A 21,438-nucleotide genomic window follows, 5' to 3' on the forward strand; every position below is an offset into this window, starting at 1 on the left:
GGTACCTTCAGGGCTGTCAGCGTGAGCAGTGAGCTGAGGCCAGCCGGCCGCTACCGAAAGGTGTAACAGTGACGTCCGCAGATTCGGCCTGGGGCATCGGCCTGGCCACGGTCACCGCAGACGAACAGGTGCTCGACACCTGGTACCCGACCGGCAAGCTGGGCCTGGGTGAGCTGCCGCTGGTCGCCGGCGAGGACAAGGCGGACGTGCTCGACCTGCCGCCGGCCGCCCTCGGTGACCGGTCGCTACCCGGTCTGCGTACCGTGCAGGTGGTCACCGTGATCGGCTCGCTGGACGACCCGATCAAGGACGCGTCTGACGCGTACCTCCGTCTGCACCTGCTCTCGCACCGCCTGGTGCGACCCAACCAGCTCAACCTGGACGGCATCTTCGGGAAGCTGGCCAACGTGGCCTGGACGTCCGCCGGGCCGTGCCCACCGGAGCGGGTGGACGAGCTGCGGGTGATCGAGCGCGCGGCGGGCCGGCACCTGTCGGTGTACGGGGTGGACAAGTTCCCCCGGATGACCGACTACGTGGTGCCCTCCGGTGTGCGGATCGCCGACGCCGACCGGGTCCGCCTCGGCGCCCACCTGGCCGCCGGCACCACAGTGATGCACGAGGGCTTCGTCAACTTCAACGCCGGCACCGTCGGCACCTCGATGGTCGAGGGGCGGATCGTGCAGGGCGTGCTCGTCGGCGACGGCTCCGACATCGGCGGTGGCGCCTCGATCATGGGCACCCTCTCCGGCGGCGGCACCGAGAAGATCAGCATCGGTGAGCGGAGCCTGGTCGGCGCGAACGCCGGGGTCGGCATCAGCCTCGGCGACGACTGCGTGGTCGAGGCCGGCTGCTACATCACCGCCGCGTCGAAGGTCACCCTTCCCGACGGCCGGGTGGTCAAGGCCCGCGAGCTGTCCGGCGTCGACGGGCTGCTGTTCTGGCGCAACTCGGTGACGGGCGCGCTGGAGGCCAAGCCCCGCACCGGCCGGGGCATCGAGCTGAACGCAGCCCTGCACGCCAACGACTGACGACCCCGCCGGGTCCGCGGCGCTCGGCCACGGACCCGGCGGGGGTACGCCTCAGCGCAACCGGTACGCCTGGATGATCCGTTCGGTCACCGTGTTGCCGGCAGCGTCCTTGGCGGTGGCCCGCAGGGACGCGTAACCGGGCCCGGCGGGATGCCGGACGGTTGCCGTCCACCCGTGCCCACCGCTACGCACCTTGGCGGCCTGCCAGGTCTTGCCGCCGTCGTAGGAGACGTCCACGGTCAGCTTGGTCACCCGCGACCCGGCAGCACCGGGCTGACGCTGCACCTGCACCGGGATGACCAGACTCCGGCCGGCAGGAGCCGCGTTGTCCACGTTCAGCGGCGGCGTGAACCGGATGGCCGACACCGGCAGTCGACGGTAGTCATCGCCGCCGACGTGCCGGGAACGGAACGTCCACGCGCTGCTGACCTCGGTGCTCAGATCGGTGAAGCTCCGCTTCGCCGACACCTCCACCCGGTACGACGCGGCACCCGGTGGCACTGCGAACGCGCCGAAGCCGGTGTCCGACGACTCGCCGACCAGTGCCCCGTTTCGGTAGAGGGCGGTCCGGGCGGTGTCGACGACCGAAAACCCGGCGTGCCCCTCGGCGTCGCTGTGCAGGGGAACGTCCACCTGGATCTCGTCACCGATTCGGGTGACACCCTGGCCGGGCCAACGCGGGGCCGGGAAGGTCGGACCGTAGGGCGCGCCACCCCAACTCTCCCGGGTGTGTCGGCCGGGCCGGTACGTGCGCGGCTCGGTCATCAGCGCTGCCTTGAAGTCGGTCCACCATTCTTCGATGTCGCCCCAGAACGACAGCTCCGAGGACCAGCTCACATCTCGGGTGCTGTAGTGCTCGACCCGCTGCCCGGGCACCACGGTGGGCACTCCGGCCGCCCAACCACCCAGGCCCGGGCCGAACTGCGGGAAGACCACCCGATCCCCCTTCAGACCCAAATAGCCGCCCTTGAACTGCTGAGTGACGGTGGCCAACTCCGAGCTGCGGTAGGTCTTGTCGAAGCCGGTCGGCAACCGGCCGGGGAAGGTCTCGCTGAGCGCGTACAGGTAGGGGCTGTGCGCCACCTCCAGATCCGCCCACTGGCTGGCGATGTTTCCGACGAACCGTTTACCGGAGACGGTCCGACCGAGCTGCCCGGTCGCCAGGCCGGTGAAGTCGAAGCCGAGGAGGCCGAAGCCGTAGGCGCTGCCGTCCGTGCCGAGGAACGTCGCTCCGATGTCCACCAGTGCCGGCTTGGCCGATCGATCGGGGACGGCGCTACGCACCGGTCGGGCCTTTCGGGCGTCGACGGTCACCGCCGTGTCGGCGTCGACGACCAGCTCCGGTTGGGCGAACTGGGTGGCCCCGTCCTCGAAGAAGAGGATGCTGACGAGCCCGTAACGACCCTTCGGCAGCCGGACGTCGGCGGTGCCGTCCGGGTCGTACAGGTCGTAGGACAGGAGGGTGTCCAGGTTGACCAGCGCAGTCGCGTGGTCGGTGGCGGGTGCTCCCGTGGCGTCCAGGTGGCGCACCGTGACCTGGTAGCTCTCCACCTCCCGGTTGACCGCCACCGGCGTGACCGCGACGGTCTCCCCGGAGCTGGCCACGATCCGTCCGGTCCAGTAGCCGTCGGTACCGACCCGTGTGTCCGCGGTGACCGTGGTGCCGGCGGTGCCGCCGGCCGGCACGGTGACCTGGGCCGCCGCCAGGGTGAACAGACCGGCCGGTGCCGCCTGGCCGTCCGGCCCGGTCACCTCGAGGGTGAGGTCCAGGGTGATCGGGCTCGGCCCGTCGTTGCGCCAGTCGACCTCCCGGGTGACCGGGGTGTCGTCGTCGTGCGGCCAGGCCGGCTGCCCGAAGGCGACGCTGACCGGGTCACTGACCACCCGCTGGGTGATTGCCCGGGCCACGTCGACCCGGCCGGCGCCCTGCTGGAAGGAAGTCTGCTGCGGGTGCGGCTTCGCCGAGGCCATCAGGGTCGCCTTGAGCTGGTTCGCCGTCCAACCGGCGTGCTGCTGGGCGATCAGCGCCACCGCTCCGGTGACGTGCGGCGCGGCCATCGAGGTGCCGGAGAGGGTGACGTACTTCTCTCCCACCGGGTCTCCGAGCAGGGTGCCGTCCCCGCGGGCGGCCACGATCTCCACCCCCGGCGCGGTGATGTCCGGCTTCAGCCCACCGTCGCCCACCCGAGGACCACGGCTGGAGAAGTCGGCCAGGGCGTCGTCGCGGTCCACCGCGCCCACCGACAGCGCGGCCTCTGCCGTGCTCGGCGAGCTGACCGAACCGTCGGCTCCATAGTTGCCGGAGGAGATCACGAAGAGCGCGCCGGTCTGCGCGGTCAGCGACTCGACGGCCGCCTCCAGCGGGTCGACCTCGGGCGTGTCGGTGCCGCCCAGACTCATGTTGATCACATCGGCGTGCTGGTCGACGGCGGCCCACTGCATGCCGGCCAGGATCGCCGAGTCCGAGCAGCCCTGGTCCTCGCAGACCTTGCCGTTGAGCAGTGTGGCGTCCGGGGCGACGCCTCGGTACTTGCCACCTGAGGCAGCGCCACTGCCGGCGATGATCGAGGCGACGTGGGTGCCGTGGCCGACGGTGTCGCCGGCGTTGGTGGCCTCGCTGAAGTTGTGCGACTCGGCGACCCGGCCCGCCAGGTCGGGGTGGTCGGCGTCGATCCCGGTGTCCAGCACCGCGACGCGTACTCCTTGGCCGGTGAAGCCAGCCTGGTGCGCGGCTGGCGCGCCGATCTGCGGCACGCTGTGGTCCAGCGTGACGTGTCGCCGGCCGTCGAGCCAGATCCGATCGGCACCCCCCGCCGTGCCGACCCGGGCGCTCGCGCCGGTGAGCGCTGCCCAGACCGCCGCGACCTGCTTCTTGTCCGCCGTCGCGGCGACCCCGTCGATCGCGGGCAGCTGCGCGGTGACAGTCAGCCCGGTGGGCGCGGCCGCCCGCTGCCGAGCGCCCGCGTCGTTGGCGACAAGCACCGGCAGGTTGTCCCGCCGGGCGTCGTCGTAACCGGCGGCGATCAGCCCGGTCACATTGAACAGCCGCCGGTCGACCCGACCGGACCGGACCAGCGGCACCGCGTCCTGCGGCAGCACGGTGAGCTGACCGCGGTCACGGGTGGTGACGAAGCGCAGATGAGCCCGGCCCGGGCCGGGCCGGACGGCGGCGGACCCGGACGCGGTGACTGTCACCCGGTCGCCGGTGAGCAGGGTGACGGTCTTCGTCGTGGCACTGCTGGCCGCGGCACGCGGGGTGGCGTCGGGTGCGGTGCTGGTGGGTGGGCTGGCCACGGCGAACGCAGGAGTGCCCAGAACGAGGGCTGCTACCGCGGTGGCGGCTGTGGTCATTTTTCTGCGTCGATGCAACGGATCCTCCTCGGTGGAGCGTCGATACCGATGACGGGGTTCCATAGACCGAAGTCAGTATTACATACCCGGTATGCAGAAAAGGCGTCGAAAATATGACGGACCTGCCAACCCACGAGGGGTTGGCAGGCATCATCGACCGGATGACCTCCATGAAGGACCGAATGCTCGCCGGCGAGCCGTACCTCGCCGACGATCCCGAGATCATCGCCGACCTGGATCGCGCGGCCCTGCTGATGGAACGCTTCAACACCAGTGCCGCGAGCGATCCACAGGCACGACTCGAAGCGCTCCGCGACCTCCTCGGCGAGCTGGGCGAGGACACGTGGATCCGCCCGCCGTTCTACTGCGACTACGGCTTGCAGATCCGGATCGGGCCGCGCAGCTTCGTCAACTACAACGCGGTCTTCCTCGACGTCGCACCGATCCACATCGGCGCCGACGTCCAGATCGGACCGAACGTCCAGCTCCTGACCCCGACGCATCCGGTGGAGCCCGGTCCGCGCCGCGACAAGTGGGAGGCCGCCAAGCCGATCACCATCGGGGACAACGTGTGGCTCGGCGGCGGCGCCATCGTGCTCGCCGGCGTGACGATCGGTGCGAACACCGTGGTCGGTGCGGGCGCGGTGGTCACCCGGGACCTGCCGGCCAACGTGGTCGCCGTCGGCAACCCCGCCCGGGCGGTCCGGGAGTTGGACTGACGCTCGTCGCCCTCGACGGGCCGGTCAGGCCGCCGGCGGCTCGGGAAGGCGGACCACCAGGTCGGCCCGCTCGGCGGTGGGAGTGATCAGAGCCGCATTGGCCTCGTCACTGCCCAGCGCCCACTCGCGGGCCTGCTCCGGCGACCGCCCGAACGCCTCGTGCCGGGCGGTCAGCCGCCGGTGGCGAATCTCCGCGTCCAGGTCCAGAAACCACGACTCGTGCAGCAGCGGCAGGATCTCCCGCCACGGGTCGTCCGGCAGCAGCAGATAGTTGCCCTCGGTCACCACCAGTCGTACCGACGGCTGCACCTCGATCGCCCCGGCCACCGGCTCCTCCAGCTCCCGCCGGAACTCCGGCGCGTAGACCGAGGTCGGCTCCAGGCGGTGCAGCCGGCGCAGCATCGAGACGTAACCGTTGGCGTCGAAGGTGTCCGCCGCGCCCTTGCGTTCGGCGCGGCCCAGCCGGACCAGCTGCGACTGGGCCAGGTGGAAACCGTCCATCGGCACCAACCGGGCGGTCGGCCCGACCTCCGCGACGATCAACTCGGCCAGCGTGGACTTCCCGGCGCCCGGCGCGCCAGCGATGCCGAGCAGTTGTCGCGGCCCGGTCTCGGCCAGCACCATTGCCCGTTCCACCAGTTCGTCGACGGACAGCACCTGGGCCGGCGGCATCAGTCGAGGACCGGGTCGCTGATGGTGAACCGCGCCTGCACCGCCGCCTGCACGGTCTGCGGCTGCGGGTCCAGCTCAAGCTCCGGTGCCCCACCACCCGCACCGCCCACGGCGAACGCCGCGCGAGCGAACATCGGCCGGTCGGCCGGGCCGGCATCGGCCAACTCGATCAGTGCGGTGACCCGGGCGCCGAGCGCCTCCGCGTACTCCCGGGCCCGCAGCAGCGCGTCGCCGATCGCGGCGTGTCGGGCGTCGCGGTGCGCGGGGCTGTCCGGGCGGAGCTCCCACCAGGGCCCGGCCACCTCGACCTGGTCCTGGTCGGCCAACCTGAGCATCAGCTCGCCGAGGGCGGTGAAGTCGGTGACGGTGACGGTGGTGGTCACGCTGCCGTGCCAGGCGACCACCCGCTCGCCCGAACGTCGGGTCTCCGGCCGCACCCGCAGGTCGCCGGTCTCCCGCCGCGCCACCGTGGGCCCGGAGCCGTCGAGCAGCACCCGGACAGCGGCGGCCCGCTCGGCCAACCGGGTCAGCGTCGCCTCCCGGTCCCGGTCGCGCGCTGTCGCGGTGACCGCGAACCGGGCCAGCTCGGGCTGCACTTCCCGGTACGCCTCGCCACGCACCTGCACCACCGGACTGTCCGTCGCCATACCCTCAGACTAGTCAGCCACCGGCAGCCACGCGGTGTAGGAGACCGCCCCGGAGTCGACCTGACACCCGGTCAGGTGCCCGCCGACGTCCCCCAGCCCGCGCAACCAGGCCACCTCGGCGTCACGGTCGCCGGCGACCGCGAACTGTCGAGTCTGACCGGTGAACCGCCGGCCCGACAGGGCGGACCGGGCAGCCCTGGCCTCCGCGTACCGGGCGACCAGCGCTGCCGCGTCGTCGGACCGCAGGGCGGCGGCCAGCCCGTCCAGGAAGGCGCGGACCTCGGCCAGCTCGTGCAGGACCCGGTCACGGTTGCCGAGCAGCATGTTCGCGGTCCGCTCGGCCGGTGTGCCGGCGACCCGGGTGCCGTCGGAGAAACTGCCCGCAGCCAGCGTCAGCACCGCGTCGCGCAGCGGCGCCCGCTGCGTCGCCCCGGCCAACGCACCGGCCAGCAGGTGTGGCACGTGCGAGGCGAGCGCTGCCGCCGAGTCGTGTGTCGGCGCTGACATCGGCACGACGCGAGCGGCGAACAACTCCACCAGCAGCCCGGTCAGCCAGCGAAAGGCGTCCGTCGCGGTGCCCGGCGTCGGGCAGAGCACCCAGGCGGCACCGCTCAGCAGGGTCGGCGAGGCGGCGGTCAGGCCGGCGGACTCCGCGCCTGCCATCGGGTGCCCGGGAACGAACCGGTCGGTGAGCCCGAGTCGATCGGCCGCCTCGGCCACCTCGACCTTGGTGCTGCCCACGTCGGTGAGCACGCAGCCGGGCGCGGTCAGCTCGGCCACCCGGGCCAGGGTGTGCGGAAGAGTGGGCAACGGACCGCAGAGGAAGACCACGTCCCGACCGGCCACGGCCTGCTCGATCGTGGCCGGGGCAACCACTCCCCGGTGCTGGGCCCGCTCACGGGTCGCCGGGTCCGGATCCCATCCGACGACGTCCAGGCCGGCCTCGGCCAGGCGCAGCAGCACGGAGCCGCCGATCAGGCCGGTGCCGATCACGGCCGCGCGCACCCCGGCGTACCGCCCGGTCGTGCCGTCGGTCATCGCCGGGCGCCCGGGGTCAGGCCCGCAGCCGGCCGGCGACCGCCGCGACGTGCTCGTCGGACTCGGTCAGCGCAACCCGGACGTGCTGCCCGGCGGTGGGGCCGTAGAAGACGCCGGCGGCGACCAGGATGCCCCGCCGAGCCAGCCAGTCGACCGTCTCCCAGCAGTCCTCACCTCTGGTGAGCCACAGGTAGAGACCCGCCTCGGAGTGCTCGACGGTGAACCCGGCACCGGTGAACGCGGCCCGGAGCACCTCACGTCGGGCCCGGTAGCGCTCCCGCTGCTCCTCGGCGTGTCGCTCGTCGTCCAGCGCGGCCACCATCGCCGCCTGCACGGGCGCGGGCACGATCATGCCCGCGTGCTTGCGGACCTTGAGCAGCTCGGCGACGAGCGCCGGGTCACCGGCGACGAACCCGGCCCGGTAGCCGGCCAGGTTGGACCGCTTGGACAGCGAGTGCAGGGCGAGCACCCCGGCGTAACTGCCGCCGCTGACCTGTGGCGACAGCACGGAGACCGGCTCGGCCGACCAGCCCAACGGCAGGTAGCACTCGTCGCTGGCGACAACCGCGCCGCGTTCCCTGGCCCAGTCGACGACCTTCTTCAGGTGTGCCGCGGGCAGCACCCGGCCGGTCGGGTTGCCGGGCGAGTTGACCCAGACCAACCGGACCCGCGAGGTCGGCCCGACCGAGGTGAGCGAGTCAGTCCGGACGACGGTGGCGCCGGCCAGCCGGGCACCGTCCTCGTACGTGGGGTACGCGATCGACGGCACCACCACCACGTCACCCGGACCGATGCCGAGCAGGGTGGGCAGCCACGCGACCAGCTCCTTCGAGCCGATCGTCGGCAGCACTCCGAGACCGTCGACCCCTGCGCCGCAGGCCCGGGACACCCACGCCGCGATCGCGGCCCGCAAGGCCGGGGTGCCGGCGGTCAGCGGGTAGCCGGGAGCGTCGGACGCGTCAGCCAAGGCTCGGCGGATCACCTCGGGCACCGGGTCGACCGGCGTACCCATGGAGAGGTTGATCAGACCCTCCGGATGTGCCGCAGCCAGCGTGGCCGCGGCGTCCAGGGTGTCCCAGGTGAACTCGGGCAGCCGCGACGAGACCGGCGCGGACCGGTTCAGTGGCCCTCGCCGCGCGGCGGCTGCGCGGCGACGAAGGTGGCGTCCTTCTCCACCTTGCCGACCTTCGAGGCGCCACCGGGCGAGCCCAGGTCCTCGAAGAACTCGTAGTTGGCGCCGGTGTAGTCCTTCCACTGCTCCGGGACGTCATCCTCGTAGAAGATCGCCTCCACCGGGCAGACGGGCTCACAGGCACCACAGTCGACGCACTCGTCGGGGTGGATGTAGAGCATCCGATTGCCCTCGTAAATGCAGTCGACCGGGCACTCCTCGATGCATGCCTTGTCGAGCACATCCACGCACGGCTCGGCGATGATGTAGGTCACCGGTCTTCTCCTCCGCAAGACACGTCGCGATCTCCCGCGACGGTAAGAGCCTAGTATCTCGCCGGGGAGGGGGTCGATCGTGCTCCGACAGCAGGATGTGGGACACCGAATCGTGGTCCGGCGGATTGTGGGGATTCGCGAAGGCCGCCCGCTCTTTTCCGATGCCCTCGGCGAGCTGGTGGAGCTGAGCGAGACTCATCTCACCCTGGCCACGGCGAAGGGGCCGCTACGGGTTCCGGTGGCACAGGTCCACCGCGCCAAGCGGGTACCGCCGACCCGTCGGCCGACTGCGGCGGCGGTGGTGGCGCTGGAACGGGCCGCCGACGAGGCCTGGCCGGCGCCGACGCGGGGCCGGCTCGGTGACTGGCTGCTCCGGTCGGCGGACGGTTGGACCGGGCGGGCCAACTCGGCGCTGCCGATCGGCGACCCGGACCGCCCGCTGCCCGCCGCCGTGGACGCGGTCGAACGCTGGTACGCCGAGCAGGGCCAGCCCGCGATGATCAACACGCCGCTCCCGCTCGCCGCGCCGGTCGGTACCGAACTGGACGCCCGCGGCTGGACCGCCCGCCCGCCGACACTGGTGCAGACCGCACCCCTCCCCCTGCCAGCCAACGGTCGATCTGCCCCGCGACCCGGGGAGGATGAAAAGGCCGCCGTCACCGACACACCCGATGCCGCCGGTGGGTCGAGCAACGCCGCCGCCGAGGTGGGCGCCGGTACCGCCGCCGAGGTGGGCATCGACGCCGCCGAAGCGCCGCCTGGCGCGGTCGTCGAGCTGCGCACCGCGCCGAGTGAGCAATGGCTGGCCGTCGCCGCCGGACGCAAGGGTGGCCTACCGGAGGCCGCCCGGCACGTGCTCACCGCCGTGGACCAGGTCCGCTTCGCCCACGTGTACGTCGACGGCACGCTGGTGGCTGTCGGCCGGGGCACGGTGACCGGCCAGGGGCGCTGGTTGGGCCTCAGCCTGATCGAGGTGGTGCCAGCGGCCCGCCGGCAGGGGCTGGCCCGCCAGGTGATCCACGAACTGACCGCCTGGGGCGTCTCGGCCGGCGCGACACACGCGTTCCTCCAGGTCGAGCAGCACAACACGGCGGCGGTCACGCTCTACCAGCGGCTCGGCTTCACGACCCACCACACCTACCTGACCCGGGTCGCCCCGCACTGACCCGCGTCGCCCCACACTGACCCGTCGAGATCTTGGAGGGAAAACGCCCCTCCGGGGGCAGGTTCCTTCCAAGATCTCCACGGCCTGCCGCTGGGCGGCAGGACGGGCGGGTCAGCGGCGGACGACTCGGCGGGGCTTGGCGGCCTTGACCTCGGCGTACCGCTTGAGCTGCTGCGATCGGTAGTCACGTCCGAGCGCGGTGAGCACCAGATAGCCGACCAGCAACCCGGCGACGGTGGCGAGCAGGTAGAGCCAGATCTGGGCGAAGAACGTCGGCGCGCCGCCCGCGAACGGGTTGTGACCGATCAGCAGGGGCCCGACCAACACGGTCAGCACCATCGCCACCGGCACCACGAGGGCCATGTCGGCCGCCCAGTCCGCCAGCGGCCGACGACGACCCCAGCGGAAGGCGACCACGGCCAGGATCAGCCCGATCACCACGAACATCGCCAGCGACACCCGGTCGGCGACGATGTCGTCACCCTCGAAACCGAACCGGATGATCAGCCGGGCAGCCACGTTCACGGCGAACAGCGCCGCAACGAGCACCCCGATGTCACGCCACCGTCTGTCCATCGCCGGACCTCCCGCCGTACGCCCCGTCGCGGGGCCGCCATCTCTGGCAGGAATATCTACCACTCCTACCTGGGTGACGTCATCAGCCACCGAGGGTGGACGTCGGGGCGAGGATCTGCCGGAAGCCCATCACCGCGAAGGTCATCGCACCGGCCACGATCATCGCCAGGCCCACCCAGTTGTCACCGGCCAGCAGCAGGTCGCCCTCGCTGGTCCGGACGGCGGCCACCGCCATCAGCGCGAACCAGGGCACCGCCGGCAACGCCACCGCCCACCTGCGGCCGACCGCCTCGTACGCGAACCAGCTCAGCACGATGTTGGCGCCGACGGCGAGGAGTGCCGAGACGCCGATCAGGTACCCGCCGACGCGGACCGTGGCGAGCAGCAGCTCCAGCACCCCGGTCAGCACCCCTGCGACCACCACGACGATCGCACCGGCCACCCGCAGGCCGAGGTCCAGCACCCTCGGCGGTGGCCCCGCCGGGGGCGGGGTGGCCTGGTCGTCCACGACCGTCATCGACGCGGCGGGCGAGGTCACCGGAGACCGGCCGCCGCGACCGGAGACCGGTCCGGGGCGGTCTCCTCGGGCAGCCCGGCGAAGAGGTCGTCCTCCCAGCCGTACGGCCCGGTGCCCGGGCCCTTCTCGCCGACGGCGAGGGTGAAGTACTCCACACCCATGAACTCGCCACCGAAGTTACCGGCGATCGAGTAGAGCCAGGAGTTGGCCGGGATCTGGGTGGCGTGCGCCCGCATCGCGGCTTCCTTGGCGGTGTGCTGGTCGGTGCCGTCGACCCGGGCGGCGATCTCGGCGTCCGGGGTGCCGAAGGGCAGGTCGGCGATGTCGTCGATGCCACCGAACGGGTTGTCCGAGGATTCCGCGAACTGCGTCATCCCGGCCTCCAGCACGCTGAGCGGCATCGCCGTCCAGTAGACCTTGAGCGGGGCGCAGCCCTCGGCGGCGGCCAACTCGACGGCGCGCATCGCCACCCGGTGCGCCTGAATGTGGTCGGGGTGGCCGTAGAAGCCGTTCGGGTCGTACGTGACCAGCACCTGCGGGCGTACCTCCCGCATGATCTCGACCAGGTGCCCGGCGGCCTGGTCGAGGTCGGCCTGCCAGAAGGCGCGGGGGTGCTCGTTGGTCGCGAGCCCCATCATCCCCGAGTCGCGGTAGCGGCCGGCGCCGCCGAGGAACCGGTGGTCGCTGACGCCGAGGGCGGCGCACGCGGCGGCCAGCTCGGCGATCCGGTACCCGCCGAGCTGGTCGGCCTCGGCGGCGACGAGCTGGGCCAGTGCGGGCACGTGCACCTCGCCCTCCTCGCCGAGGGTGCAGGTCACCAGCGTGACGTGCGCGCCGTTCGCGGCGTAGTGAGCCATCGTCGAGCCGGTGCCGATCGACTCGTCGTCGGGGTGCGCGTGGACCAGCAGCAGGCGGCGGTCGGGCAGCATCGTCACGACGGTCACTCTAACCGGCGGTTCGTCCCAGCCGACGTCGACGCGTCCGCCCAGGTCGGCCACATCACCTCCGGTCCGGCTCTACGATTTGGGCTGTGGACTTTCCGGAGCTGGCCGCCCGCACCCGCCGGTTCAGCCACGGCGCGCCACGCGCTGTCTCCGTGGCCGAGGACGGATCCCGGGTGATCTTCCTGCGCTCCGCCGGCCCGGAAGACCCGGCGGACGCGCTCTGGCTGCTGGACGTGGCCACCGCCGAGGAGCGCCTGGTCGCCGATCCGGCAACCCTGCTGGGCGAGGACGGCGACCCACGGTCCCTGTCCCCGGGCGAGCGCGCGCTGCGCGAGCGACTGCGACTCAGCGCCGCCGGCATCGGCTCGTACGCGCTGGACGCCGCCGGCCGGGTCGCGGTGTTCGCGCTGGCCGGACGGTTGTTCCGGGCCGATCTGGTGCACGGCGACGTGGTGGAGGTGGCCGCCGTCGGCCCGGTGCTGGACCCGCGTCCGGATCCGAGCGGGCAGCGGCTGGCGTACGTGACCGACGCGGCCGAGGGCGTGCGTCGGGGTGAACTGCGGGTGATCGAGGCAGACGGCACCGACACCCTGCTGGCCGGCGAGGACGCCGGGGTGAGCTGGGGGTTGGCGGAACACATCGCGGCGGAGGAGTTCGGCAGGTACCGGGGCTACTGGTGGGCGCCGGACGGGCGCATGGTGCTCGCCGCCCGGGTCGACGAGTCCCGCCTCGAACGTTGGCACCTGCACGACCCGGCCGAACCGGCCAGCCCGCCGACCGCCGTCGCGTACCCCCGGGCTGGTGGGCCGAACGCGGAGGTCAGCCTGCACCTGCTGGATCTGGACGACGGCTGGGTAGACGTGCACTGGGACCGGGAGACCTACCCGTACCTGACCGGGGTCAGCTGGGGTGAGGGCAGCCCGTTGATCACCGTGCTGCGCCGCTCGCAGCAGCACGGGCTGGTCCTGGCGGTGGACCCCCGCACCGGCGAGACGCAGGTGCACGCGGAGCTGGCCGACCCGCGCTGGGTCGAGCCGATCGCCGGCACCCCGGGGCACCTGCCGGACGGCCGGGTGCTGGTCGGCGGGGAGTTGGCCCATGACGGGTACGACGCCCGGTGCCTGTTCGCCGACGGCACCCTGCTCACCCCACCGTCGCTGTACGTCCGGCGGGTGGTGGGTCGGCTGCCGGCCGCCAGCGGCCCGGCCGATCTGCTGGTCGAGGCGAGCGACGGCGAGCCGAGCGAACGGCACCTGTTCCGGGTCCGCACCACCATCGGCGGTGGGGTGGACGCGCGCCGACTCACCACCGACTCCGGCTGGTACACCGCCGCGGTGGGTGGGGACGTGCTGGCGGTCGGTGTCGCGTCACTGGACCACGCCGGGGTGCGCTGGACGGTGCGTCGCGGCAACCAGGAGCTGGCCGAACTGCGGTCGTTCGCCGCCAACCCGCCGTACTCTCCGCTGCCGCTGCTGGAACGGGTGACCGACCGGCGGCTGCCGGCGGCGGTGCTCTACCCGGACAACCACGTGACGGGTCGACGGTTGCCGGTGCTGCTGGACATCTACGGCGGGCCGGGGCACCAGGAGGTCGTGGCGGCGCGAGCCGCGTGGTTGGAGCGGCAGTGGTGGGCCGACGCCGGGTTCGCGGTGGTCACCATCGACAACCGGGGTACGCCGGGAGTGGCCCCGTCGTTCGAGAAGGCGATCCACCGCCGGGTCGCCGACGTGATCCTCACCGACCAGATCGACGCGCTGACCGCACTCGCCGACAAGCACCCGGATCTGGACCTCGGACGGGTGGGGGTGCGCGGCTGGTCGTTCGGTGGGTGGCTGGCCGGGTTGGCGGTGCTGCGTCACCCGGAGCTGTTCAAGTGCGGCATCGCCGGCGCGCCGGTGACCGACTGGGCGCTGTACGACACCGCGTACACCGAGCGTTATCTGGGGTTGCCGGAGGACGGCATGGACATCTACGCGCACCATTCGCTCGTCGAGTTGGCCGCCGAGCCGGTCACCAGCCCGGACCAGGCCCGCCCGTTGCTGCTGGTGCACGGCCTGGCCGACGACAACGTGGTGGCCGCGCACACGCTCCGGCTCTCGGCGGCCCTGCTGAGCACCGGCCGCCCGCACGCCGTGCTGCCGTTGACCGGTGCCAGCCACATGGCCGCGAACGGCACCGCCGAGCGACTGCTCCCGCTGGAGCTGGACTTCCTCCGTACCCACCTGCGGTAAGCCGCATTCGACAAGTGAGTGGGCGCACCGGCGTCACTCGGCTGGCCCGGACGGCGCACCGGCGTCCGAGCGGAGACAATGCAGCGGTGTCGGATTCCACGAAGCCGCTCGGCTACCGCCTCATCACCGGGCCCGATGATGCTGAATTCTGCGCCCGCGTCAGCGCCCTTCTCGATCAGGGCTATCAGCTGCACGGGTCGCCGGCGCTGACCTTCGACGGCGACCGCGTCATCGCCGCTCAGGCGTTGGTGCTGTCGCACGATCGACGAGTTCTGGACCGAGGGGTGGACGGCTGACCGGCGTGCCGAGGCACACCGGTCAGCCTGCTCAACCCGAAGCTGGCGATTGACACCAGGCGGTCGAACTCTCGGGCTGATCACGTGTTGCTGGGCGCGGACAGCTGTCAGCCCTTGGGGCTGGGGCCGAAACGGTTCGGTCCGGGCGTGCTGTCCATTACGAAGAACACGATCAGGACGATGGCGCCCACGAGCGGCACCAGGCCGATCAGCAGCCACCACCCCGTGCGGTCGGTGTCGTGCAGGCGTCGCACCGCGACCGCCAGCCCCGGCAGCAGCAGCGCCAGGGAGGCGATAAGACCAATGAAGCCGGTCGACGAGCCCTCAAAGGTCAGTCCCAGCGCGCTGTCCAGGATGGCGGCGACAATGCTGACAAGGAGGGTGAACAGGGCGAACCACCAGTACTCAGACCGGCGGGCCCGACCCGAGAAGCCGACGTACTGATTGAAGACCGATTTGATTGCGGCACCGAAGGACATGACTATCTCCCGTTATTTGAGAGGTTCTCAAGGTCAACGACAAGGCAGCCAAGCAGATCGATGGCACGGGGTCAACGGCCGAGCAGCCGATGCACGGTAGCCGCAACGCCTACACTCCACGCTTGTCCGGTGTCGGGGCGGCGACGCGCAGGTCACTGAGGATGACGGCCAGTCGGTCAGCAAGAGCCGGATCCGCGAGCGCGAGTTCCCCTATCAGCGCGTCCGTAGCGGCGGAGAGAGCGCGGGTCAGTTCTGCCTCGTTGAGCGCACAGACCAGGGCCGCGTGCAGTGGCGCGGTCACCTCCGGCGGAAGCAGGTGGGCACCTTTCGCATAGCTGGCGGGATGACCGAGGCGCACGCAGGCCAAGGCGAGAACCTGACCGCGTAGGGCGCTGATCCACTGCTCGGCCTGCCACCAACGGCGCCGTTGGATGCAGATCCAGGCGTGCAATGCATGATGCCACCCCAACCCGACCAGAGACCGCCGTGCGGGAGGCGGGTCTTCCTCGGCCGCTGCGGGCGACCCGAAGACCGTACGCCAGCTCGGACCATGTGGCCCGAACTCCGCAGCCGGGGCGAACCCGATGTCCACTTCAAGCATGTCGGGAAGCAGGAACACCCGGTACACCGCAGAGCCGGACGGCAGGTCCCAGTGATGAACGGCGGCGAAGTCACGGTAGAGAAGCTCGGTCCATCGGTGCATCGTCGAATCCAGTGGACCGTCGACACCGAACACCAGGTCGATGTCCGACCATCGGTCGCCGCCGTCGACGGCGTGGGATCCGGTGAGGGCCGCCCCGACGACGGCGGGGTCACCTTCGGCTAATCCGAGCAACCGCTCCCGGATCGAGTCACGCTCGCCGACGGAGAACACCGCGCCACCCTATCGCCCTGGTTTCGGTGGCACATGCGCCTAGCCGCTGCCGGTGCCCGACCGGCGGGCGCGCAACGAGGTGCAGGCGTCAGGAGACCGACGGCGGCCAGCGGTCCGTACGCCACTCGTTCCACGTCGCGAATCCCGCCGGTGGGTCGTCGATGGGTTCGCTGCCGTCGAGCTCGCCTGGCGTCGGGATGTCGATGCTGGCAGCCCACTCGGCGAGTTCCTCGTCGGACATGGGCCACGTCGTGTGTGGCGCTTCGGCCTGGCGCTGATCGAGTCGTCTGCGCTGCTCGGCAGGGGTGAGCTCGAAGTAGCGCAGCTCCACCGTCGCGCCGAGGTCTGCTGCTGCCTGTCGTAGGGCGGAGCGCTCGTCCCGACTCCAGAGGCCATAGTCGATCACGACATTGGTGCCGAGTTCGAGGGCGCGCAGCCCGATCTCGATGAGCCGTCCTTCGATCACGTCCTGAGCCGCCAGCGGATTCTCGTGCCCGTAGAGAGCCTTCACCCACTCGTCCTTCGTCAGACGAAGCGCCTTGCACTCGATCTCGATGCGCCGAGCAGCAGTGGTCTTCCCGGTGCACGGGAGCCCCACCGTCAGGAACAGCGTCGTCATCACCCACCTCCGATCGAACGACCCATCGTTGCTGACGCCCACTCATGCTGCCGAACCCGTTGCGGTCAGCGCGTCCGGCTCTCCCAGACCGGCTGCCAGGGCTCGTCGTTGTGCACGATGACGTCACCACCGTCGCGCGGCACCATGCTCAGAGCAGGCCGAGGCCGACGGCGAGCTGCGTGATCGTCGGTGGGGCGTCCGGGTCACGGGCGGCCTGGCCGACCACGTCCCGGGCGGCTGGCCGGTCGCGGATCTCGGCGGGCGCGATGCGCTCGGCCCGTAACAGGACCCGGGCCGCGTTGGCGGGGTCGTCCGTCTGGAGGTAGGCGCGCGCCGCGTCGATCAGGTGCGCGGCTCGGTGCTCGACCGGCAGCCACCGCCACCCGTCCCGCCGAGTCGCCTCCTCGTGCCGGTCGACCGCCTGCGGCCCGTCGCCCAGCTCCACTGCGGCGGCGACCCGCGCCAGCTCGACGGCCGTCGGCCCGAACGCCGTCCGGTAATGGTCGTGTCCGTCGCCCACCCGAGCGGCCAGCCCCGCGGCCTCGTCCAGCAGGTCACCGACCACCCGGTCATCACCCGCCCTGGCCGCGATCAGGGCGGCCTGCACGAGCAGCGCTCCCCGCAGCGACATCTCTTCCGACGTGCCAGGGGCGATCTGGGAGGCGGCAATGAGCATCACCGGCCCTGCCCGCGCCGATGCCCGCAGCACCTGACCAAGCTGCACCGCCGCGCAGCCCAGCAGCACCCGGTCACCGGCGGCGGCGGACATCGCCCGGTCAGCGGCCAACCAGGCGAGGCTCCCCTCGTCCAACTTGACCAGCAGCGCCGCCGCGACCCGATACGCCTCCACCACCGCCACCCGCCCGACCTCCGGGTCCAGCACGTGGGCGCGGTGAACCTCGGTCACCACAGTGGGCAGCAGCTCGGCCAGACGCGGGTACCGGGCGTGCTGGTAGGTCATCCACGCATGCCGCACCTCCCGAGCCAACCGACCGGGCGACACCACCTCACGGTCCGCCGGGCGACCAGAAGCCATTGGGTACGCCGAGAGCGCCGCCCGAATCCGCGCCACGCCGTCACGACGCTCGGCCACCCCGGCCGGCTGAACATCACGACCGAGCAAGGCTGCGGGATCGACTCTCAGTACCGCCGCGATCTCGCGGATGGTCGACACCCGTTCCAGCGAACGGACGCCGCGCTCGACCTTGTCCACCCAGCTCTTCGACTTCCCCAACCGATCCGCGAACGACTGTTGCGACAACCTCCGCCGCACGCGCAGGTAGGCGACCCGCCGACCGATCGGCACCGGATCACGACTCACCACGCCACCGCCGATCCGGCACCGCCCGAGTCGTCTCCTCGGCCGGTATCCGCTCCGCCTCGGCCTGCGCGAGCAACCGGCGTTTGGCTGCCTCCCGTTCGCTGGCTTCGGCCTGCTCGCCCGCATTGGGCGTACCGGTGTCGTCCTTGCCACTCATTCCCACCTCCGCTGGCAGGGGCAGGTGCTCTGGCTTTGGCGACCTGTTCGTACTGATCCTGCCCTCGCTCACAGCATCGGGTGAACGGGAGGTGACAGAAAGCTAGCGGGTGTCCGCTGGTCGCGCGTGCTGTCCGCTATCGAGTCACGGCCGGTACGCCTCGTACACCTCGCGGAACGCCGCCGCTTCCGCTGTCCCGGTGTGCTCGACCTTCCGGAGCACTTCCCGCGCCCGCCACCAGTTCGAGGAAACCACTCGCCCCGACCGGACCGCGTCGGCGGCGACGGCGCTCGCCTCATCCGGCTGGTCGGCGGCCAACAATGCCATCGCAAGATCCAGACGGGCGGAAGCAGAGCGCCGTGGCCGCGCACCACCATCGCCGCGCGGGTCCAATTCCGCCAAAGCGATCCGGGCCATCTGCTCGGCGGCCGGGTCGCCCGCCCACGACAGCGTGGTCGCCGTGTACGCCAACGCCTTCGTCGGGTCATACCGGTAGTGGTGCTCGGCGCGCTCCGGCACCGGCAAGTTCGCTGTCAGCCGCTCCAGACGATCCAGCGCGTCACGCGTCCGCCGCACGTCAGCCAAGCGCGCCCACACCCGCGCCTCCTGGGCCGTCGCCTGGATGTACGCCGAACCACCCCGAGGGGCGACCCGCTGCGCCTGCCGCGAAAGCTCCAGGGCTCGCCGGCAGTCACCCTGGGTGAGCCAGTCCCACGCCTGAGTTTCCAGACACCACGCCTGGATCTCTGGATGCTCAGCATGCTCGGCAAGAGCCATGGCCGTACGCAGATGAGCACCTGCGGCGGGCTGTTGCAGCAGATCGATGTGCACCGTCGCCCGCAGCACCGTCAGCCAACCACCGGCAATGACGAGCCGTCGGCGCTGCGCCAACGTCCCGCGACCGTCGAGCAGCCGCCCCACGTAGGCCAATTGGCGACGCACCAGCGGCAGCAGATCAACCGGTCGCATGAGCGCGTACGCGCTTGCCAGGTCGTCCACACCCGCCTCGATCCGAACAAGCGTCTCGGCGCCGACATCGCTGACCCGCACCCGAGCAAGCAACTCCCCGGCCTCGGTGTCGTGGTCGACAGGCTCGTCCACCAGGCGGACGAGTGTCCCGTCGGCTCGCAGCACCTCGTCTAGGTGCCTAGCCGTTTCGGGTGTGGGGGCCTTCGCACCGGTCTCCAGATCGTGCAGGTGGCTCTTGCCCCGATGAGCGAGCTGACCCAGCGCTCGCAGCGAGAGCCCACGTTCGGCCCGGAGCGCACGCAGTGCGATACCGAAACGCGGATCGACATGCGACATGACGACGCCCCCAATCGACAAGCGGGCAGCTCAGACCGGATCGACGGACCACTGTTACGGACAGTACATCGAGCAACACGGCGTCATGCTGATGGAAGCTCCCGTTGCCGCCGTCGCAAGGACAGCCGTCATAGGTTCTCACCACTTACAGACCGCCGTGACACCTCAGGCTGCACCCTGGGCGACATTGGAGTGACCCACCGCTATCGTGGCTGATATGAACGCCCCGAACAGCGCTCTGCGCGCGGTCCACACGGGGATGCGCATGAGACAGGGCCACTTCGCGCGTGCGCTCCAGGCCGCCGGCCGCCGCGTCGGCGAGCCCAACGACGCCAACAAGAGACTCGTCCAGCGCTGGGAGTCCGGCGCGATCGCCGCACCGCGGCCTGTGTACGCCCGCGCCCTGGAGGTCGTCACCGACCTGCCGGTCTCACTGCTCGGCTTCGCCGCGATACCCGATGGCCATGCCGTCGATGACCAACACGGTGGCCACGATCTGACCTCGCCCATGTCCAGCCTGGCCACGCCAACGCCCAAGCCACTCGCGGTCCACGGGTCGTACGAGGGCGTGTGGCTCAGCCGCTACCAATACCATTCCAGCGGCCGGGGAGAATCATTCGCCGGGCAGCACTTCGTGGTCCTACTCCAGCACGGGGACCGACTGACCGTGCGCAGCCTGCCCGGCTCGGCGACGTCGTCGCTATCAATGGATCTCACCGTGGACGGTGTCGTGGTCACCGGCACCTGGGTGGAGCAGACCGACCCGGCCGGCTACTACCGGGGAGCCCGGTACCACGGCGCGATCCAGCTACTGGTGGAGCCGACCGGCCGACGGATGGCCGGGAAATGGGTCGGGTTCGGCAAGGACATGGACGTCAACACCGGCCCCTGGGAACTGACCTTCCGAGATGCTTCCACCTCTAAGGCGACGCTCGACCAGTACAACACGCCGCCCGAATAGAACTCTCCGCAAGTCCAAAGACAGCTGCGCGGACACTGCGGTCGTTGATCAGGAGGGGATCGCGATCGGAGAGGGGTTGAGCCTGGCGAATCCTTCTTGCCGCTGATAAGGGAAGTACGGGTACGGTGCGGTGCGGGTGCTGACCGTGTCGAGCCGGGCTATTTGTTCGGGTGTGAGTGACCAGCCGACAGCTTCGATGTTCTGCCGCAGTTGCTCCTCGTTGCGGGCGCCGATGATGACGGTGGCTACGGTGGGTCGTTGCAGCAGCCAGTTGACCGCGATCTGCGGCACTGCCCGGCCGGTCTCGCGGGACAGTTCTTCCAGGACGTCCACGACGCGGAAGAGATGCTCGTCGTCGACCGGCGGGCCGTAGGCGGCGGTGGCGTGTAGCCGGCTCGCGGGCGGTGGCGGGGTATCGCGGCGGATCTTGCCGGTGAGTCGCCCCCAGCCGAGCGGGCTCCACACGACGGCTCCGATGCCTTGGTCGAGGCCCAGGGGCAGCAGTTCCCATTCGTAGTCTCGACTGATCAGGGAGTAGTAGACCTGGTGTGCCACGTACCGGCGACGGTGGTCCCGGTCGGCGGCGGCGAGGGACTTCATGAGGTGCCAGCCGGAAAAGTTGGATGCGCCGAGGCAGCGGATCTTTCCGTCCCGCACCAGGTCGTCCAGTGTCGCTACGACCTCTTCGACGGGCGTTGCGGCGTCGAAGGCATGTGGCTGGAACAGGTCGATGTAGTCGGTGCCGAGTCGGCGCAGCGCTGCATCGACCGATCGGATGAGCCGGGCCCGTGATGTTCCCGCATCGTTCGGTCCGTCGCCGGTCGGCAGGCCGCTCTTGGTTGAGATCAGGACGGCGTCGCGTCGCCCTTTGATCGCCTGTCCCAGTACCTCCTCGGACGCGCCGTCGGAGTACACGTCCGCGGTGTCGAACATGTTTATCCCGGCGTCCAGGCAGATGTCCACGAGGCGCCTTGCCTCGCGCGCGCCCGTGTTGCCCCAGGCGCCGAACAGCGGTCCGGAACCGCCGAAGGTGCCGGCGCCGAAGCTCAGGGCGGGCACGGTGAGGCCGGATGCCCCCAGTCGTCGGTACTC

22 protein-coding genes are annotated in these 21,438 nt (G+C 71.1%); 6 read left to right on the forward strand and 16 right to left on the reverse strand.

Going from position 1 to position 21,438, the window contains the following annotated elements; translation table 11 throughout:
- Positions 1-68 precede the first annotated feature (68 nt).
- Positions 69-1,028, forward strand: a complete 960-nt coding sequence (dapD, locus tag ABGB10_RS24390) for a 2,3,4,5-tetrahydropyridine-2,6-dicarboxylate N-succinyltransferase (protein ID WP_347663274.1) — start codon at positions 69-71, stop codon at positions 1,026-1,028.
- 51 nt (positions 1,029-1,079) lie between these two features.
- Here the strand turns inward: dapD and ABGB10_RS24395 are convergent, their stop codons facing one another.
- Positions 1,080-4,379: a S8 family serine peptidase gene (locus ABGB10_RS24395; RefSeq protein ID WP_347663275.1), complete on the reverse strand. Its 3,300-nt coding sequence runs from the start codon at positions 4,377-4,379 to the stop codon at positions 1,080-1,082.
- 161 nt (positions 4,380-4,540) lie between these two features.
- Between ABGB10_RS24395 and ABGB10_RS24400 the strand changes: the two genes are divergently transcribed.
- Positions 4,541-5,098, forward strand: coding sequence for a sugar O-acetyltransferase (locus ABGB10_RS24400; protein WP_347663309.1), 558 nt, complete (start codon positions 4,541-4,543; stop codon positions 5,096-5,098).
- A 24-nt stretch (positions 5,099-5,122) separates the two neighbouring features.
- Here ABGB10_RS24400 and ABGB10_RS24405 read toward each other — a convergent pair whose 3' ends face one another.
- Genes ABGB10_RS24405 through fdxA form a run of 5 tightly spaced genes read right to left on the reverse strand, consistent with a single transcriptional unit; the run spans position 5,123 to position 8,901 of the window.
- The gene (locus ABGB10_RS24405; protein ID WP_347663276.1) at positions 5,123-5,770 is read right to left on the reverse strand and encodes a nucleoside/nucleotide kinase family protein; all 648 of its coding nucleotides are present in this window, start codon (positions 5,768-5,770) and stop codon (positions 5,123-5,125) included.
- Positions 5,770-6,417: an SIMPL domain-containing protein gene (locus ABGB10_RS24410; RefSeq protein WP_347663277.1), complete on the reverse strand. Its 648-nt coding sequence runs from the start codon at positions 6,415-6,417 to the stop codon at positions 5,770-5,772. The genes ABGB10_RS24405 and ABGB10_RS24410 overlap by 1 nt, the downstream gene beginning before the upstream one ends.
- A gap of 9 nt (positions 6,418-6,426) precedes the next feature.
- The gene (locus ABGB10_RS24415) at positions 6,427-7,455 is read right to left on the reverse strand and encodes a prephenate dehydrogenase/arogenate dehydrogenase family protein (RefSeq protein WP_347663278.1); all 1,029 of its coding nucleotides are present in this window, start codon (positions 7,453-7,455) and stop codon (positions 6,427-6,429) included.
- Positions 7,456-7,471: 16 nt separating this feature from the next.
- On the reverse strand, positions 7,472-8,578 hold the full coding sequence (gene dapC / locus ABGB10_RS24420; protein WP_347663310.1) for a succinyldiaminopimelate transaminase: 1,107 nt from the start codon (positions 8,576-8,578) through the stop codon (positions 7,472-7,474).
- Positions 8,575-8,901, reverse strand: coding sequence for a ferredoxin (gene fdxA / locus ABGB10_RS24425; RefSeq protein ID WP_030490464.1), 327 nt, complete (start codon positions 8,899-8,901; stop codon positions 8,575-8,577). The genes dapC and fdxA overlap by 4 nt, the downstream gene beginning before the upstream one ends.
- A 79-nt stretch (positions 8,902-8,980) precedes the next feature.
- On the opposite strand from fdxA, the gene ABGB10_RS24430 reads away from it, so the two are divergent.
- Entirely contained in the window at positions 8,981-10,066 is a 1,086-nt protein-coding gene (locus ABGB10_RS24430) for a GNAT family N-acetyltransferase (RefSeq protein WP_347663279.1), read from the forward strand.
- Positions 10,067-10,177: 111 nt separating this feature from the next.
- On the opposite strand, the gene ABGB10_RS24435 is transcribed toward ABGB10_RS24430, so the two are convergent.
- The 3 genes from ABGB10_RS24435 to mshB all read right to left on the reverse strand — a co-directional run bounded on the left by ABGB10_RS24435 (position 10,178) and on the right by mshB (position 12,103).
- Positions 10,178-10,642 carry a hypothetical protein gene (locus ABGB10_RS24435; RefSeq protein WP_347663280.1) on the reverse strand — a complete coding sequence of 155 codons (465 nt, stop codon included), beginning with the start codon at positions 10,640-10,642 and terminating at the stop codon, positions 10,178-10,180.
- Positions 10,643-10,724: 82 nt separating this feature from the next.
- Complete coding sequence (locus ABGB10_RS24440) at positions 10,725-11,159, reverse strand: hypothetical protein (RefSeq protein WP_347663311.1); 435 nt, start codon at positions 11,157-11,159, stop codon at positions 10,725-10,727.
- Positions 11,160-11,176: 17 nt separating this feature from the next.
- Positions 11,177-12,103, reverse strand: coding sequence for an N-acetyl-1-D-myo-inositol-2-amino-2-deoxy-alpha-D-glucopyranoside deacetylase (gene mshB / locus ABGB10_RS24445; RefSeq protein ID WP_347663312.1), 927 nt, complete (start codon positions 12,101-12,103; stop codon positions 11,177-11,179).
- 86 nt (positions 12,104-12,189) lie between these two features.
- On the opposite strand from mshB, the gene ABGB10_RS24450 reads away from it, so the two are divergent.
- Both ABGB10_RS24450 and ABGB10_RS24455 read left to right on the forward strand, forming a co-directional pair.
- Positions 12,190-14,334 (forward strand): prolyl oligopeptidase family serine peptidase, encoded by a 2,145-nt coding sequence (locus ABGB10_RS24450; RefSeq protein WP_347663281.1) that lies wholly within the window; start codon positions 12,190-12,192, stop codon positions 14,332-14,334.
- Positions 14,335-14,420: 86 nt separating this feature from the next.
- Complete coding sequence (locus ABGB10_RS24455) at positions 14,421-14,630, forward strand: DUF1737 domain-containing protein (RefSeq protein ID WP_347663282.1); 210 nt, start codon at positions 14,421-14,423, stop codon at positions 14,628-14,630.
- A gap of 107 nt (positions 14,631-14,737) precedes the next feature.
- On the opposite strand, the gene ABGB10_RS24460 is transcribed toward ABGB10_RS24455, so the two are convergent.
- The 6 genes from ABGB10_RS24460 to ABGB10_RS24485 form a co-directional block, all read right to left on the reverse strand.
- A complete protein-coding gene (locus tag ABGB10_RS24460) occupies positions 14,738-15,109 on the reverse strand; it encodes a DUF805 domain-containing protein (protein WP_347663283.1) in 372 nt (123 codons plus the stop codon).
- Positions 15,110-15,218: 109 nt separating this feature from the next.
- Positions 15,219-15,983, reverse strand: a complete 765-nt coding sequence (locus ABGB10_RS24465) for a hypothetical protein (protein ID WP_347663284.1) — start codon at positions 15,981-15,983, stop codon at positions 15,219-15,221.
- A gap of 88 nt (positions 15,984-16,071) precedes the next feature.
- Positions 16,072-16,602, reverse strand: a complete 531-nt coding sequence (locus ABGB10_RS24470; protein ID WP_347663285.1) for an ATP-binding protein — start codon at positions 16,600-16,602, stop codon at positions 16,072-16,074.
- A gap of 148 nt (positions 16,603-16,750) precedes the next feature.
- Positions 16,751-17,923, reverse strand: coding sequence for a helix-turn-helix domain-containing protein (locus ABGB10_RS24475; protein ID WP_347663287.1), 1,173 nt, complete (start codon positions 17,921-17,923; stop codon positions 16,751-16,753).
- A complete protein-coding gene (locus ABGB10_RS24480) occupies positions 17,913-18,080 on the reverse strand; it encodes a hypothetical protein (protein WP_347663288.1) in 168 nt (55 codons plus the stop codon). The genes ABGB10_RS24475 and ABGB10_RS24480 overlap by 11 nt, the downstream gene beginning before the upstream one ends.
- Positions 18,081-18,224: 144 nt before the next feature.
- Positions 18,225-19,385, reverse strand: coding sequence for a helix-turn-helix transcriptional regulator (locus ABGB10_RS24485; RefSeq protein ID WP_347663289.1), 1,161 nt, complete (start codon positions 19,383-19,385; stop codon positions 18,225-18,227).
- Positions 19,386-19,602: 217 nt separating this feature from the next.
- Here ABGB10_RS24485 and ABGB10_RS24490 point away from each other — a divergent pair, with 217 nt between their 5' ends.
- Positions 19,603-20,346: an XRE family transcriptional regulator gene (locus ABGB10_RS24490; RefSeq protein ID WP_347663290.1), complete on the forward strand. Its 744-nt coding sequence runs from the start codon at positions 19,603-19,605 to the stop codon at positions 20,344-20,346.
- Between the two features lie 48 nt (positions 20,347-20,394).
- Here the strand turns inward: ABGB10_RS24490 and ABGB10_RS24495 are convergent, their stop codons facing one another.
- A complete protein-coding gene (locus ABGB10_RS24495; protein ID WP_347663291.1) occupies positions 20,395-21,405 on the reverse strand; it encodes an aldo/keto reductase in 1,011 nt (336 codons plus the stop codon).
- Positions 21,406-21,438 lie beyond the last annotated feature (33 nt).

The sequence above is a fragment of the Micromonospora sp. B9E7 genome (assembly GCF_039871815.1).
In the GTDB taxonomy this organism is placed as follows: Bacteria; Actinomycetota; Actinomycetes; order Mycobacteriales; family Micromonosporaceae; genus Micromonospora.

Bases quoted from the DNA above. Each gene is read 5' to 3' on its own strand.
- ABGB10_RS24395 (WP_347663275.1), bottom strand. From the start codon at position 4,379: ATGACCACAGCCGCCACCGCGGTAGCAGCCCTCGTTCTGGGCACTCCT.
- ABGB10_RS24400 (WP_347663309.1), top strand. From the start codon at position 4,541: ATGACCTCCATGAAGGACCGAATGCTCGCCGGCGAGCCGTACCTCGCC.
- ABGB10_RS24405 (WP_347663276.1), bottom strand. From the start codon at position 5,770: ATGCCGCCGGCCCAGGTGCTGTCCGTCGACGAACTGGTGGAACGGGCA.
- ABGB10_RS24410 (WP_347663277.1), bottom strand. From the start codon at position 6,417: ATGGCGACGGACAGTCCGGTGGTGCAGGTGCGTGGCGAGGCGTACCGG.
- ABGB10_RS24415 (WP_347663278.1), bottom strand. From the start codon at position 7,455: ATGACCGACGGCACGACCGGGCGGTACGCCGGGGTGCGCGCGGCCGTG.
- ABGB10_RS24435 (WP_347663280.1), bottom strand. From the start codon at position 10,642: ATGGACAGACGGTGGCGTGACATCGGGGTGCTCGTTGCGGCGCTGTTC.
- ABGB10_RS24440 (WP_347663311.1), bottom strand. From the start codon at position 11,159: ATGACGGTCGTGGACGACCAGGCCACCCCGCCCCCGGCGGGGCCACCG.
- ABGB10_RS24460 (WP_347663283.1), bottom strand. From the start codon at position 15,109: ATGTCCTTCGGTGCCGCAATCAAATCGGTCTTCAATCAGTACGTCGGC.
- ABGB10_RS24470 (WP_347663285.1), bottom strand. From the start codon at position 16,602: ATGACGACGCTGTTCCTGACGGTGGGGCTCCCGTGCACCGGGAAGACC.
- ABGB10_RS24480 (WP_347663288.1), bottom strand. From the start codon at position 18,080: ATGAGTGGCAAGGACGACACCGGTACGCCCAATGCGGGCGAGCAGGCC.
- ABGB10_RS24485 (WP_347663289.1), bottom strand. From the start codon at position 19,385: ATGTCGCATGTCGATCCGCGTTTCGGTATCGCACTGCGTGCGCTCCGG.
- ABGB10_RS24490 (WP_347663290.1), top strand. From the start codon at position 19,603: ATGAACGCCCCGAACAGCGCTCTGCGCGCGGTCCACACGGGGATGCGC.